The sequence below is a fragment of the Micromonospora psammae genome, assembly GCF_036902725.1.
Classification (GTDB): Bacteria; Actinomycetota; Actinomycetes; order Mycobacteriales; family Micromonosporaceae; genus Micromonospora.
Map to the genome: position 1 here is coordinate 37,996 of NZ_JBAKHM010000002.1, position 14,216 is coordinate 52,211.

General features: G+C 72.4%; 14 protein-coding genes. 6 read left to right on the top strand and 8 right to left on the bottom strand.

From position 1 onward, the window contains the following. Positions 1–257: 257 nt before the first annotated feature. Positions 258–1,277, bottom strand: a complete 1,020-nt coding sequence (locus V6U79_RS03415) for an alcohol dehydrogenase catalytic domain-containing protein (RefSeq protein WP_334613429.1) — start codon at positions 1,275–1,277, stop codon at positions 258–260. 132 nt (positions 1,278–1,409) lie between these two features. Next, entirely contained in the window at positions 1,410–2,000 is a 591-nt protein-coding gene (locus tag V6U79_RS03420) for a TetR/AcrR family transcriptional regulator (protein ID WP_334530092.1), read from the bottom strand. A 311-nt stretch (positions 2,001–2,311) separates the two neighbouring features. Here V6U79_RS03420 and V6U79_RS03425 point away from each other — a divergent pair, with 311 nt between their 5' ends. Beyond that, positions 2,312–4,501: a hypothetical protein gene (locus V6U79_RS03425; RefSeq protein ID WP_334613430.1), complete on the top strand. Its 2,190-nt coding sequence runs from the start codon at positions 2,312–2,314 to the stop codon at positions 4,499–4,501. Between the two features lie 19 nt (positions 4,502–4,520). Then, positions 4,521–5,114 carry a hypothetical protein gene (locus V6U79_RS03430; RefSeq protein ID WP_334613431.1) on the top strand — a complete coding sequence of 198 codons (594 nt, stop codon included), beginning with the start codon at positions 4,521–4,523 and terminating at the stop codon, positions 5,112–5,114. Between the two features lie 103 nt (positions 5,115–5,217). Here the strand turns inward: V6U79_RS03430 and V6U79_RS03435 are convergent, their stop codons facing one another. After that, the gene (locus V6U79_RS03435) at positions 5,218–5,829 is read right to left on the bottom strand and encodes a phage holin family protein (protein ID WP_334613432.1); all 612 of its coding nucleotides are present in this window, start codon (positions 5,827–5,829) and stop codon (positions 5,218–5,220) included. Between the two features lie 60 nt (positions 5,830–5,889). Beyond that, positions 5,890–6,435, bottom strand: a complete 546-nt coding sequence (locus V6U79_RS03440) for a TetR family transcriptional regulator (protein WP_334613434.1) — start codon at positions 6,433–6,435, stop codon at positions 5,890–5,892. A gap of 151 nt (positions 6,436–6,586) precedes the next feature. Between V6U79_RS03440 and V6U79_RS03445 the strand changes: the two genes are divergently transcribed. Continuing rightward, positions 6,587–7,744 carry an FAD-dependent oxidoreductase gene (locus V6U79_RS03445; protein WP_334530077.1) on the top strand — a complete coding sequence of 386 codons (1,158 nt, stop codon included), beginning with the start codon at positions 6,587–6,589 and terminating at the stop codon, positions 7,742–7,744. Positions 7,745–8,016: 272 nt separating this feature from the next. Here the strand turns inward: V6U79_RS03445 and V6U79_RS03450 are convergent, their stop codons facing one another. Then, positions 8,017–8,430: a nuclear transport factor 2 family protein gene (locus V6U79_RS03450; RefSeq protein WP_334613436.1), complete on the bottom strand. Its 414-nt coding sequence runs from the start codon at positions 8,428–8,430 to the stop codon at positions 8,017–8,019. A gap of 700 nt (positions 8,431–9,130) precedes the next feature. Here V6U79_RS03450 and V6U79_RS03455 point away from each other — a divergent pair. Next, complete coding sequence (locus tag V6U79_RS03455; protein WP_334613437.1) at positions 9,131–9,835, top strand: MFS transporter; 705 nt, start codon at positions 9,131–9,133, stop codon at positions 9,833–9,835. After that, positions 9,832–10,242 carry an MFS transporter gene (locus tag V6U79_RS03460; RefSeq protein WP_334613438.1) on the top strand — a complete coding sequence of 137 codons (411 nt, stop codon included), beginning with the start codon at positions 9,832–9,834 and terminating at the stop codon, positions 10,240–10,242. The genes V6U79_RS03455 and V6U79_RS03460 overlap by 4 nt, the downstream gene beginning before the upstream one ends. Before the next feature lie 81 nt (positions 10,243–10,323). Here V6U79_RS03460 and V6U79_RS03465 read toward each other — a convergent pair whose 3' ends face one another. From V6U79_RS03465 to V6U79_RS03475, 3 genes are all read right to left on the bottom strand, one after another. Continuing rightward, complete coding sequence (locus tag V6U79_RS03465; protein WP_334613439.1) at positions 10,324–10,755, bottom strand: hypothetical protein; 432 nt, start codon at positions 10,753–10,755, stop codon at positions 10,324–10,326. 109 nt (positions 10,756–10,864) lie between these two features. Beyond that, positions 10,865–12,049 (bottom strand): HEAT repeat domain-containing protein, encoded by a 1,185-nt coding sequence (locus V6U79_RS03470; RefSeq protein WP_334613440.1) that lies wholly within the window; start codon positions 12,047–12,049, stop codon positions 10,865–10,867. A 76-nt stretch (positions 12,050–12,125) separates the two neighbouring features. Next, entirely contained in the window at positions 12,126–12,977 is an 852-nt protein-coding gene (locus V6U79_RS03475; protein ID WP_334613441.1) for a TioE family transcriptional regulator, read from the bottom strand. Between V6U79_RS03475 and V6U79_RS03480 the strand changes: the two genes are divergently transcribed. After that, on the top strand, positions 12,976–14,178 hold the full coding sequence (locus V6U79_RS03480) for an erythromycin esterase family protein (RefSeq protein WP_334613442.1): 1,203 nt from the start codon (positions 12,976–12,978) through the stop codon (positions 14,176–14,178). The two genes, V6U79_RS03475 and V6U79_RS03480, sit on opposite strands and share 2 nt — an antisense overlap. Positions 14,179–14,216 lie beyond the last annotated feature (38 nt).

Sequence of the window (14,216 nt, forward strand, 5' to 3'; positions counted from 1 at the left end):
GTCGGGGGTGAAGGTGCTGCGCAGCTCCGGGGCGCCGAACGGGGAGGTGCTGCTGGACTGGCGGTGCAGCTCGGCGCACCACGTCGTTCAGCACGCCCTCCTGGCCCTTGAGCCCCCAGAGGGCGCCGCCGCCGAGCACCCGGGCGGTGACGGAGGTCAGCTCGTTCCACCGACCCATGCCGCCGTGCGCCGCGATCGCCCGGTCCAACAGTTCGCTCATCTCGTCGCTCCTGCTCGTGGTCGGGAAGGGGCCGTGCTCACGCGAGCGTGTCGAGCACGACGCGGAACCGCGCCCGGCCGGAGAGCATGCGGGCGTACGCCTTGGGCGCCTCGGCCAGGGGAACCACCTCGTTCATCGACCGCACCCCTCGTCGTGCGCTGAACCGCAGGTTGTCCTCGTTCTCGATGGCGCTTCCGGTGAGGCTTCCGCTGATCGTCCGGGTTCCGAAGATCAGGTCTGCCGGCTGTACGGAGATCGGGTCGAAGCCGGCACCGACGACGACCAGCCGGCCGCGGGTGGCGAGCCCCGGCACCAGGGCGGACATCGACGCGCCGCTCGCCGCCGTGGCGATGATCGCCGCCGCTCCGCCGAGCTTGCGCAGGGCGGCGCCGGGGTCCTCGGCGGTGCTGTCGAGGTAGTGCTCGGCGCCCAGTTCGGCCGCGAACTGCGCCTTGTCGGTGCCGCGGGCGATGGCGACGACCCGGTAGCCCAGCTCACGGGCGTACTGGATGCCGAGGTGTCCGAGGCCACCGATGCCCTGGACGGCCACCAGGTCACCGGGTCGGGCGTCGAGCCCCAGCAGCGCCTTGTACATGGTCAGTCCGGCGCAGAGCAGGGGCGCGGCGTCCGTTGCCGCCATGCCGTCGGGGATGCGCACGAGCCCGCTGGCCCTGGCGTAGGCGACCTCGGCGTACCCACCGTCCACCGTAGTGCCGGTGAGCGGCTGGGCGGAGCAGTTCACCAGGTCGCCGCGGCGGCAGGAGTCGCACTCGCCGCAGTTGCCGTTGAGGAAGCCGACGCCCACCCGGTCGCCGACCTGCCAGGCGGTCACGCCGACGCCGACCGCGTCGATCACGCCCACGATCTCGTGCCCGGGGACGATCGGGGTCGAGGGGTCGTTGCGGAGCAGCCCGTTCGCGGCGAGGTGGTCGGTGTGGCAGACGCCGCACGCCGCCACCCGCAGGCGTACGTGGCCGGGGGCCGGATCGGTCAGTTCCCGCTCGACCAGGGCGAAGTTCTCGGTTCCGGTGACCTCGAAGGCACGGTAGGTGGACATGGGTGTTCCTCTCGGTGGAAGGGGTGATCGCCGCCCGGCGGGACCGCATCGGGCGTATGACTGGTCGTCTTGGAATCGGCACGCGGCAGGGCTCGCCCGCCACCGGTCGGTGGCGGGCGGCCGTGCCGAAGATCAGGTGAGCAGGCGCGCCGTGGTGACGGCGAGGAAATCCCGGACGGGCTGGGGACTGCCGGCGGCCTTGGCCCGCGCCACCGCGCCCTCGAAGCCGCTGATGATGTAGCCCGCGAGGGTCTCCGCCGGCTCGCCCGGAGAGAGCTCTCCGGCCGCCCGCGCCTGCTCGATGGCCTCGGCCAGCATGCTCACCCAGCGGGTGAAGCGCTCGTCCACCGCCGCGCGGAGGGCGTCGCTGTGCGCCGGGACCTCGGCCGCGAAGTTTCCGAGCAGGCAGCCGCGGTCTCCCGTGGTCTCGGAGAGTTCGGCGAGGTGCCGCAGGTGGGCGGTGATCCGCTCCAGCGGCGTGCCGCCGTGCCGCTCGTCGAGCAGTTCCACCCGCATCGCCGCCGAGTACCGGGCCACCGAGTCGAGCGCGAGGGCTTCCTTGCTGGCGAAGTGGTTGTAGAAGGTGCCCTTCGGTGCGCCCGCCACGGAGACGATGTCCTGGACGCTCGTGCCGTTGTAGCCGCGCGAGTGGAAGAGGTCCAGCGCCGCCTCGGACAGTCGCTGCCGGGTGCCGGCGGAAGCCGACGATCGGGGTCGCCCCATGGTTGTGCCCTCCCCGCCGCGCTGGTCCTGACACCGCCCGGTCGGGCGACGTGCCACAACACTATGACCGGTCGTCTCGAAATGCCAACCCTGTGACCGCCATCGCACCGATCCCACGGTCGACCTCCGCCCCGGCCGGCGGTGATCGCGTGGTTGACCCCGGCGCGGGTGGGTAGTCACCCCGGCCAGCCGGGTGCCGGGCGGACAGTCGGCCGCCACCCGCCACGAACTGCTGGCCGCGCCGCGGGGGTCACGGGCCTATGCCGGATGTGTCACCGCCCTCCGGGGACCAGACACCGTCGGACGACGTCGTGGAGCTGCGCGTCCACGGCGTCTCGGGCGCCGGGGCGGACCTGGTGCTCGACCGTCCGCACGTCTACCAGGTGGCCGGCGACCGCAGCGGCGGGTTCTACCGCCCCCGCCCCGACTACCCGGACACCGCCGGCCCGGGTGGGGTGGTGCTGGAGGCGTACCGGTGGAGCGACCTGCCCTCGGGCACCGCCACCCGGACGTTGTCCCTGGTGTTCCTGCTGCCGTTCATGCTCAGCAACGTGGCGATCTGGATGCGGCCGGCGGGGCGGGGATCCGGCTACGGCGTCAAGGTGCTGTGCCGGCTCCTCGCGCTGAACCTCACCCTGACGTACGTGCTCTCCGCCGCCGGCGTCGCCCTCGACCTGATCGCCTGGAAGTGCATGGCCTCGCCGCAGTGCCTGGCGGGCCGCGCCTGGCTGTCCTGGCTGGGCGGCCGCCCGGTCGGACTGCGGCTGGCGGTGCTCAGCGCGCTGCCGATCGCCGCCGTCGGCCTGGTCTGGCTGCTCGGCGCTCGCCCCGGCCGCTCGTACGACGCCTTTCAGGTGACCGGCGGTGGGCTCGAGGTAGACCGGCTGGCCGCGGTGGGCCAGTGGGACGCCATGCCGATGGTGGGCCGGTTACGGGCGATCCACATCGCCGCCGCCTTCGCGGTGCTGGACCTCACCCTCCTCGCCGCGCTGGCCGCCGCCGGCCCGTCCCCGGCGGCGATCGGGCTGGGCGCGGTCGCCGCCGTGGTGCTCACGGCCTGCGCGGCGCTGCTCTGCGCTCCCACCCTGCTGGAGCGGCCGAGCGCCGCCCAGGTCACGGACCGGGTGACCTCGGCGTTGCGCGCCACCGCCTGCGGGCTGACGGTGGTGACCCTCGTCCTCGTCGCGACCGCGGGGATCCGGTGGCCGAACTCGGGCGGCCTGCCCGGATACGGCCGGCTCATCGGTTGGGTCCTGGTCAGCCAGATGGTGCTGCTGTTCGTGCTGGCCATGCTGGGGCTCTGGCGGCGCACCGTCCGGGACCCCAGGCCGGCGCTGCTGCGTGGCCTGGGCGCGCCGGTCCTCGCCGCTGTCGCGGTGGGCCTGGCGGGCGCGCTCTCCGCCGAACTGATCTACCGCACGGCGTACTTCCTCAACCGGCGGGCGATCACCGGTCGCCCCGGCGACCTGGCCGCCCCGCCGCTGGCGTACAAGTGGGCGATCTTCACCTTCTTCTCCACGACGATCGCGGCGGTGCTGGTCGGTGGTGTGATGGTCCTGTTCTCCCGGCGTGGCCGGCGGCGGGCCGCGGCGGCGATCGTCGCCGCCGACTTCCCGGACGCCCCGGCCCGCGCGGCCGCCCGGCTGGAGCGCGTGAAGAAGACCGTCGCCCGGGCGCGGTTCACCGAACGGCTCGGCCCGTTGGCCATCGCGTACGCCTCGCTGACCGCGTTGGGTCTGGGGGCGAGCGTGCTGGGGCTGTTCGGCCTGCAGCCCAGCCCGCTGGCCGAGCGCTTCCTCGGCGTGCCGAGCGGGTTCGTGAACTTCGTGATCGTCGTGGGCAGCTACCTCATCGCCGTCGTCGTCGTCGCCCTGGTGGTGGGCGGCCTCTTCGCCTACCGGACCGCCGAGTTCCGCCGGTACGTCGGGGTGCTGTGGGACCTGGGGACGTTCTGGCCCCGGGCGGCCCACCCGTTCGCGCCGCCCTGCTACGCCGAGCGGGCCGTCCCGGAGTTGGCGAAGCGGATCTCCTACCTGGCCGGCCGGCACCGCGGCGTCCTGCTCACCGGGCACAGTCACGGCTCGGTGCTGCTGGCCGCGACCGTGCTGCAACTGCCGCCCGAGGTGCGCCGGCGGGTCGCGCTGCTGACCTACGGCTCCCCGCTGGACCGGCTGTACGCCCGGCTCTTCCCCGCCTACCTCGGTCGGGACGTGCTGCACCAGGTGGGTGAACAGATCGACTGGCGCTGGCTGAACCTGTGGCGGGAGACCGACCCCATCGGCGGCTGGATCTTCGCCCCGCACCGGCCGGGCGACCCGCCGCCGGCCGGCCCGAGCGGCACCGTCGACCGTCGCCTCCGCGACCCCGAGGACGTCGTGGTGCCCGCCAGCGACAGCGTCCCGCCACCGATCCGGGGACACTGGCCCTGCGAGTCGGAGCCACGGTTCGCCGCCGCGGTGTGCGAACTGGCCGACCGCCTGCGGGAGCGGAACCGAGGCTGACGGCGGTAGGGTCCGGGCGGTGGAGATCGCTGACATGGAGGCGACGGGCCGGCGCGACCGGGTCACCAGGTGCCTCGCGGTCGCCGCGGTGAACCGGGTGTCCTCCGTCGTGCCGATCTTCTTCGGACGCCTGGCCGGCCTGTCGAACACCGACCGGGCCGACGGGACCCAGGGGGTCCACCTGGTCTGGCGTGAACTCGGTGGACAGCCCAGAGCGGACGCCCTGCGGCGGCAGGTGCGGTCGACGCTTCCGCAGCTGCGTGGCGTGGCAGCCCGATCCGGGATGCGAGGTGCCGCGGCGGTGGTGTCGGCGCTCGACGCGATCTCCGTGCTGATCGAGGAGCCCGTGGACGCCCCGGACCACCTGCGTCGGTCTCTGGCGGCGTCGCTGGGTGTCGCGCTCGACTTCGATCTGCTCGCGGTCCCCGCACCCGCCGGGCGGTCGAGTTGGCTGGCGCACGAGTTGCACGGGCAGGCCGAGCTGTGCGAGCTGCTGCCGCCGTCGGCCCGGGACGTGCCGTCGGCGCTGGTGTCCGAGCTGCGGATGAGATCCGGCGAAGAGGCGATGAACTACCGCAACGCGATGAAATCCGTACTCGCCGCCGGTCGATGACCTCCGCTGCCCGACGGGTGGGCGGTCCGGGCACCTGCCCGCCGAGGACGCGGTGACCGGCTGACCTGCCCGCATCGACGCGGTCCGGGCCGGCAACGGTCTGTCAACCGTCCTGTCGGCCGGAGCCCCATCGGTCCAGCTCCTCGCGGACGGCGGCGGCGCCGGCCGGCACCACATGACTCGCGGTGGTGGCGACGACGTCCTGCATCTCGTCGGCGAACCAGGCTGACCCACCGCCGGCCGCCCGGAGCTGGTTCAGGCCGGCGCGTCCCAGCACGACGGCGGCCGCGAGGTAGCCGCCGGTAAGTCCGGCGGTGGCCAGCCGGCGAGGCAGGAAGGCCTCCAGCAGGCGCAGCGCGGTCGCTGAGGCAGCCCCGACTCCGAGCACGAGACACCCGCCGGCCGTGGCGAGCAGCGCCACGCCGACTCCCGTCGGACGAGCGACCCTCATCAGTTGGGTCCGCGCCTCCCGAATCTCCGTACGCACCACCGCAGCCACGTCCGCGGCCAGGCGCTCGGTGGGACCGACCGCCCCTGTGGACCGTTCCGCCGCCTCACCCATGGGTCCCCCTCGTCCGTATGCGGGCAGCCGCTTACCCGCCGGGATCACCGCTATACCTGCGCGAGGCTGCGGGTAGGTGATCTCCTCCCGATCGTGCGGCGGCGCGGCCGTTGGCCGGTGCCGGGCGGCGACCGCACTGCGTTCGCAGCGCATGCGGATCGCGGTGGACCCGGATGGCGGCGGGTGGCCGTGGCTGCCTGGCGGGGACTCGGATCAGGGGGCGACGGCCGGGAAGTCGTTGGTCAACGCGGCCAGTGCGCGGCGAATGCGCGGGTGCGCCATCGGACTGGTTCCATCGGTGAGTGCGACGTGGTGCAGCACGCTGGCGACCGTCAAGGCCAGCGCTTCGGTGTCGGCGTCTTCGGGGACCCGCCCGAGGTGTCGCTCGGCAGCCAGATACCCGGCGACTGCGCTTTCCAGCGTCCGCAGTCCGGCAGTCCCGTTGCCCAGGACCGCCTCGACGTCTGCTGCCAGCTCGGGTCGGCACGCCATCAGCCGGGTCGTCGCCGACAGCGTGCCCAGTGGTGTCGCCAGGACGGCTTCGCTGAGATTTCCGGCGACCGTGCCGGTGCCGGCGCGTGCCGGCAGGCCAGCCACCGTGCTCGCGAGCTGGAAGCTGCGGTCGACCGCGTACCCGACAAGGAAGTCGTCGAAGGTCGCGAAGTGTGCGAAGAGCAGCCCGGTGGCGACACCGGCCTCAGCCGTCACGGCTCGGCTGGTGAGCCGGCTGGGTCCGGTGGCCGCGATCACGCGCTCCACGGCGGCGAAGAGCTGCTGCCGAGGTTCGGGGATGGCAACTCCGCGTGGCATGCACAGATCCTATGCGGCTGCTCAAGTCTGCTGTTGCGCGACTATGAGCAAACGCTCATAGTGTTTGAGCAGATGCTCATACCGCCCTTGGGGAGTGCGAATGAAACGAGCTGTGATCGTCGGCGCCGGCATCGCTGGTTTGGCCACCGCCCTTCGCCTTGGACGGGACGGGTGGCACACGCTCGTGGTGGAGCGGGCCTCGGCCCGGCGAAGCAGCGGCTATCTGGTGAACCTGCTCGGATCGGGTTACGACGCCGCCGAGCGGCTCGCCCTCCTGCCGGTGTTGTCCGACCGCGCGTTGGGCGTGTTCACCACGGTGCTGGTCCGGGCGGACGGTCGGCCGAAGTTCACCGTGCCGTCCGCCATCGCCGAGGCCGCGCTCGGCGCCCGCAGCATGTCGGTGTTCCGGGGGGATCTGGAGGCTGCACTGTACGAAGCGGTAGGTGATCGCACCGAGTTCCGCTTCGGCACCACGGTCTCGTCCGTCGACCAGGACGCCGACCGGGTCAGGGTGGTGCTCAGCGACGGCACCACCGAGGAAGCCGATCTGCTGGTCGGCGCCGACGGGGTGCACTCGGCGACGCGGACGGCGGTGTTCGGTCCTGATCTCCGGGTGGACCTGCCGTACATCGTCGCGGCGGTCCCGCTCGGCGATCTCGCGGCGGTCCTGCCCGAGTCATCCGCCACGACTTTCATCGGTCCGGGGCGCACAGCAGCGATTCTCAACCTGGGTCCGCAACGGTCCTCGGCGTTCTTCACGTACCGGTGCGAAGATCCGCGCTCCGAGTTGAGACGCGGTCCGGTGGATGCGCTCGGCGCAGCGTTCCAAGATCTCGCCGCCGGCGTGCCGGAGGCGCTCCGCCACCTGGAGAAGGACCCGACCAGCGCCTACTTCGACAGAGTCAGCCAGGTGGTCATGCCACGATGGAGCACCGGTCGCATCGTGCTCCTAGGAGATGCCGCCTGGTGCGTCACGGTCTTCGCCGGGCACGGTGCTGCTCTGGCGCTCGCGGGCGCCGACCAGCTCGGCGCCGCCCTTCAGCGGCACGATCACGACATCCCGGCGGCTCTGGCCGATTGGGAAGCCGGCCTGCGGCCAGAGGCGGTCAAGCGGCAGGCACTCGCGCGCCGGGGAATGTACCAGTACGCGCCGCCGAGCCGTTTCCACGTGTGGATGAACGACATCACCATCCGGGCCATCACCCTCCCGGGCGTCCGTGGCCTCCTCCGGCGCAGCATCGAACGGCAGAACCGTTGAAGCGTCCCGCGTCGCCAACCCACCGCACCAGCGGCGGCCCAGCAGGTAGGCGGTCAGCTCCCCGATCGCCGTGAGCACGGCGACGGGTTGCGACAGCCACGGCGTGCCGGACGACGGCCGGGTTCGCGGTGCGAACCCGGCCGTCCAGTCGAGCGGCGTTCCGGCGGCGGGAGCCCCATGCCGGGGCGCGGGGCACACGCCGCGGCGACGGACTTCTCCGATCTGCGCACGCCGCTGTTCCAGCGGAATCGTCATGGTGTCGAGGCCGTCCGTCAGGCGGGGATGTCGGCGACGCCGTTGGGGAACATGGCTCGGGCGGCACGGACCTGGTCGAGCGACTCACGGAGCAGCTTGATCTTGCCGTTCTCGGCGACCAGGCGGCCCATGTACAGCTGGCTGAAGGGGCGTCCCGTCGCGGTGGTCCGTTCCACCGACCACTCGCCGAAGACCTGGTCCGGGGTCTCGATGAGGATCTTCACCTCGTCGAAGCCGAAGGTCGGCACCGTCTGCAGCAGGCCGACCAGCAGCTGCCGAACTCCCTCGCGCCCCTCGAAGCGCCAGCCCCCGCCGAGCGACTCCAGATAGGGCAGCTCGATCGCGCCGTCCTCGGCGAACAACTCCGCTGCCGCGTCCGGGTCCGAAACGTTCCCCGTGTACGCCAACAGCAGCTCACGCGCGTTCATCATGTCGATGTCCTTCTCTTGATGGGCGGCAGTTCCCGCACCGGCCGTCAGTGGCCCCTGGCCGGTGCCCTCGGCGGACTGCCCGAGTGACGGCTTTGCGCCAGGGCAGGTCGGAGCGGTCCTTAATCTGTACCGACTGGTACGTAATCCGATGCTAGCGGGTCCGCGGGTGACCGACAAACCGGGGATCAGGGGTGCGGCCCGAGTGCTGGTGGACGCCGGGCCCACCACTGGCCGGCAACGACATCCGTGCCCCGGGCCTGGCGCTCCCCGCCGCTACCGGCCGGTACAGAATTTGGGATCCACCTCGGGCCCCGCTACGCTGAACTCCTGTACCAATCGGTACTGAATTAGGCGAGGGGGCCGGACGGTCACCTCGCCGCCACATGTCCGCTCCCTGCTGGCCCGCGACGCCAGCAAGGCCGCACCCCGCCGCCAACGGCGGTCAGGACCACGGCGGCCGGTTCGACACCGAGCAGGTTCGACCCGGTCACCGCCGGTGCCACGCCGTGCCGGGGCAGCCCTGCCATGCCGAAGTGACGCGGAGTCGAGTTCGCGGGCCGCACGCGGCCGCGAACCGGCTCGGACGCGATCCCGACCCTCCCGAGAGAGACCAGAGATGAGACCAGCCGGCCCGGCCGCACCAGCCCCTTCGAGTACGCCCCGAGCGACGTCCACGACGCCGAGCGGCGGCTGGCCGGCGGTGACCTCCGTCGCGGTGCTCTGTTTCCTGCTCGTCCTGTCGGAGTTCCTGCCGATCGGCCTGCTTCCCCAGATCAGTGCGGGTGTCGGCATCTCCACCGGCACCGCCGGACTGATGATCGTCACGCCGGGCCTGATCGCCGCGGTCACCGCTCCGCTCGTCACCATCGCCGCGGGGCGGCGGGACCGGCGGCACGTCCTGATCATTCTGAGCGGCCTCCTGGCCGCCTCCAACGCGCTGGTCGCCGTCGCGCCCAACCTGGAAGTCCTGCTGTTCGCCCGCATCCTGCTCGGTGTGGCAGTGGGCGGCTTCTGGGCGCTCGGCATCGGGATCGCGGTCCGCCTGGTGCCCGCCGACACCGTCGACCGGGCGTCCTCGGTGATCACGGCTGGCATCTCGGCCGCCACCGTGATCAGCCTGCCGCTGGGCGCGCTGATCGGGCACCTCGTCGGCTGGCGGGTCGGATTCCTCGGTGCGGCCCTCGCCGCCCTGCTCGCACTGGTCTCGCTCGTGGCGCTGCTGCCCGCCCTCCCACCCAGCGCCAGCGTGGGCATGGCGGCCCTGACCGCGGCTGCCCGCCGTTCCGGCGTCCGCCGGGTCGCGCTCGCCACCGTGCTGGTCTTCCTCGGCCACTTCGCCAGCTACACCTACATCACCCCCTTTCTTCAGGAGACGCGCACTTCGGATACCCGGCGATCACCGTGACGCTGCTCGGGTACGGCCTCGGCGGGCTGGTCGGCAACTTCGTCGCCGGCGCGGCCCTCGGCCGGGGCGTACGACGGTCGTTCGTCGCCGCGACCGTCCCGCTGGCGTTCGCTGTCGCCCTGCTCGCCCCCCTGGCCGGCGTCGCGCCGCTCGTCAGCGCGCTGGTCGTCCTCTGGGGCCTGGCCTTCGGCGCGGTGCCGCTCATCCTGCAGACCTGGATGGCGCGGGCCGCCACCGACGGGCCCGAGGGCGGGATGGCGATCCTGGTCAGCGCCTCGCAGATCAGCATCGCCGCAGGCTCCCTCGCCGGCGGCGTGCTGGTCGACGGCGTCGGAACCGGAGCCACCTTCGCCGCCGCGACCGTGCTGATCCTGTGCAGCGCCGTCGTACCGCTGCGCACCCGGTAGCTGCGGCACCGGGTCTGGGCGATCTCGCCGAGACGACTCCCCAGACAACTGCCGCTGTCCAGGGCTGTTGTTGTCACCTGGTCATTCGTTCCGCTCCGGACCGACCGGGGTGGTGGTGGCGGGCCGGAGCTGGTGCAGGCGACGAGATCCGTCGGGCGGCTCGAGTGGGAACCGCCCGGCAGTGATCCGCCTGTCGATGGCGACGACACTGGCCGAGGAGCAGAGCACGTAACCGGGTGTCGAGCCGGACGAGACCGCGAGGTGGAGCAGCCGGTCCTGATGGCGTGCCGGCACCTGCGCAAAGGAGATCATCGCCGCGCGCTGTGCCGGCCCGGCGTGGTCCAGGACCAGCGGCCGGTACGAGGAGCGGAGCTGAACGGCCAGAACGCCGCGGAAGTACACCGCCACGTCTTCCTCGTCGTCCCTGCCCGCCCAGGAACGGATGACCAGGCGCGAGTGGCCCACGTGGTAGGCGAACGGCCGGAAGTACCCGTCAAGCACTATCGGCAGCACGCCTGCCAGGGTACGGCGGGCGGCCGGCCCCGTCGGCGATGTGTCGTAGTGGGCTCGACCAGCGGCTACCGCGATCCAGCCGGGGGCCGCCGACCGGTGGTTGGCTGGCTCAGCGGACGGTGGGGTCGGTCAGTCGGGCCAGTTCGGTGGCGGCGAGCCGACGCAGGGTCTGGTCGGGGTCGTGGGTGTACCGGTGCAGGATGCCCGCGGCAGTGTCGGGCCCGAGGTGTCGCGCCACCACGGCGACTCGTTGACGGACGGTCGGGTCCGGATCGTCAGCCAGCTCGACCAGGAGCTGCTCCCAGTGCCCTGGCCTGCCACCGGCGCCGGCGATCCCGCTGACGGTGGCCGCTCGTACCGTCGCCTCGTCGTCTGCCGCCAGCACCGTGAGCCGCGGCGTCACGCGCGGATCCGAGTCCGCCGCCTTCGGGAGCGCCTTGGCGGCCTGCACTCGCAGCTGAGGGTCATCGTCGACGGCCAGCGCGATCAGCGCGTCGACCGCCGCCGGTCCACCGACGGAGCCGAGGGCTTCTCCGGCGTTGGCACGGACCTGTCGTTCGGGGTCGTGGAGCAGCCGCAGCAGGGCCGGGGTCGCCTCGGCGTGGCCGAGCCGCCCCAGCGCGTAGGCGACCATGGACCGTACCCGGGGCGCCGGGTCGGCGGACAGGGCGACGAGCGACGCGACCGCGTCAGCCCGGCCGGTGTGGCCGAGCCGGCTGACCGCCGCCACCCGCACCTTCTCGTCGAAGTCACGCAGCGCCTGGACAAGCACACCAAATGCCTGGTCGTCGCCGGCTGGGTCAGGAATCGCGCCGATCGCCCTGGACCTGACCTCCGGGTCGACGTCAGCCGCGGCTGCGGCCAGCAGCTCGACATCCCCTGCCTCGACCACGCACCCCAGCGCCCACAGCCCCACCCGGCGCAGCTCGGGCCGATCACCCGTGGCGCACTCCAGCACCGCGCGCCGGCCAGCCGCCCGGTCGGCGTGCAGCAGCTCGATGATCTCAGCTTGCAGGCTGTCCTGGTCATCGCCGAGATCGCGGGCCGCGGCGCGCAGCAGCACCGGAAGCGCCGCCACACCCTGGACTCCGGCCAGGACGCTGGCGATCAGGTCGCGACCGTAGAAGTTCTCCTCGTCGAGGAACACCTCGAGGGCCTCGTGCAGCCGGGGTACCAAGCTGCTGTCACCACACGCCGCGAGCGCGCTCAGGGTTGGCGCGATGTCGTCGTAGTCGTCCTCGAGCTCCACGGCGTGGCGGACCACGGCCGCCAACGCCGCGCGACTGTCGATCATCCGGGCACGATGCCACAGGACGGGCGGCGGTGGAACCGCCGCACCGGTCATCTCGCCTGGTCGTTGGCGAGGACGATCAGGGGGAGTGGCCGGGTGGCTGAATCGGGTCCGTGGTTGGCGGTGCGGTGGCGTGGTCGCTCGGTCTGTCTCGGGGCGGGGTCGGTAGGCCGTCGAGGTAGGCGTCCAGCGCGGCGGCGCCGGTGAGCATGGCGCGGCTTCGCGCCGAGAGGCGGGCATGCCAGTCGCGCAGCGTCGATTCCAGCGGTGCGACACCTCCGGCGGAACGGACCTGGGCGATCAGCGGGGCGACCTGTTCGAGCCGATAGCCGCCCCGTCTGAGCTGGTGGGCCAGCAGAGCGTCGCGTACGTCGGCGGCGCTGTAGACCCGGTAGCCCGTCTGCGGGTCGCGGCGCGGCTGGACCAGGCCAGCGCGTTCCCATTTGCGCAGGGTGGCCGGGCGGATGCCGAGCCTTCTGGCCAGGGCGCCGACGAACATCGCCCCGCGTTCCGGCGGTACGGGTTCGAGGTCGCGGAGCGCGGCTTCGACGGCCTGGAGGGTGCGGCGGTCGTCGAGCAGCTGGGCGTGACTTTCGTCGATGAGTCGGAGCGCGTCCGCGGTGGCGTCCCGGTTGATCGCCTGCATGATCGCCGTGGCCGTCTGGTGGCCGTGTCCGGGCACGAGAGCGAGGAACGCGCGCAGGGCTTGCGCGTGCCGCGGGGTGTAGGTGCGGTAGCCATGTGCGGTGCGTTCAGCGGCCGGCAGGATCCCGGCCGCCTCGTAGTTGCGGATCGCCTGCGTGGAAAGACCGTACGCTCGCGCCAGGTCAACCGGCCTGAGTTGTCCGCCGGTTTGAAGGTTTCGCCGCACTGCCCTGCCGATTCCGACGAGAAGTTTCCACCGTTGGTTCAACGATACCGTTGAGGGCATGACTGCTGGTATCACAGGCGCCACCCATGTCGTCGACGCTGCTGCCGTCATGGGGTTGCTCCCGGGCAGGCCGCGGCTGCTCGCCCTGGGCGAGCCCACCCATGGCGAGGACGTGCTGCTCGAGCTGCGAAACGATCTCTTCCGGCAACTCGTCGAGCAGGAGGGCTACCGGACGATCGCCATCGAGAGTGACTGCATGATGGGCCTGGTCGTGGACGAACACGTCACCTCGGGCACCGGCGTCCTCGACGAGGTCATGGAGCGCGGCTTCAGCCACGGGTGGGGCGCCTTCGCGGGCAACCGCGAGCTGGTGCGCTGGATGCGCGCGTACAACGACGGCCGGCCGGCGTCGGAGCAGGTCCGCTTCGCCGGTTTCGACGGCCCGCTGGAGATCACCGGGGCGGCGAGCCCTCGGCAGGCCATCACCGCACTCCACGCCTACCTCACCGCCTGGGTCGACGCCGACCTGCTTCCCTGCACCGCGGAAACGCTCGACCGCCTGCTCGGCGCCGACGACCGGTGGACCAATCCCGCCGCGATGAGGGACCCGTCGCAGTCCGTGGGGCAGACGCCCGCGGCCAACCAGCTGCGGCTGCTCGCCGACGACCTGGTGGCGCTGCTCGACGCGCAGACGCCACACCTGCTCGCGGCGTCCTCGCCGGACGACTGGGACCGGGCACGCCTGTACGGACGTACCGCCACCGGGCTGCTGCGGTACCACTTCTGGATGGCCGACACGTCACCGAACCGCATCGCGCGGCTCTGCGCGCTGCGGGATTCGATGATGGCCGCCAACCTGCTCGCCCTCGCCGAGCGGGGCCCGACGCTGGTGAACGCCCACAACAGCCATCTGCAGCGGGACAAGAGCAGTATGCGGATGGGCGGCCTGCCGTTGGAATGGTGGAGCGCCGGCGCGATCGTGAGCGCCCACCTGGGCCAGGGATACGCCTTCCTGGCCACGGCCCTCGGCACGATCCGCCACCACGGTGTGGACGCCCCGCCCCCGGACACCGTCGAGGGGCTGCTGTACGCGCTCGAACAGCAGCGTTGCCTGGTCGACGCCCGCCGGCTGGCCGCAGCGCTCGCCGACGCTGCGCCCGCCCCCCGCGTCTCCCCCTGGTACGGCTACTCCCCGCTGGACCCGGCGCACCTGGTTGGGAACGACGGGATCGTCTTCGTCAGGGACGCCTGGCCCAGCTAGGCCAGGCCAGCATCGAGCCTCCGGTCGGCCCGGCTTCG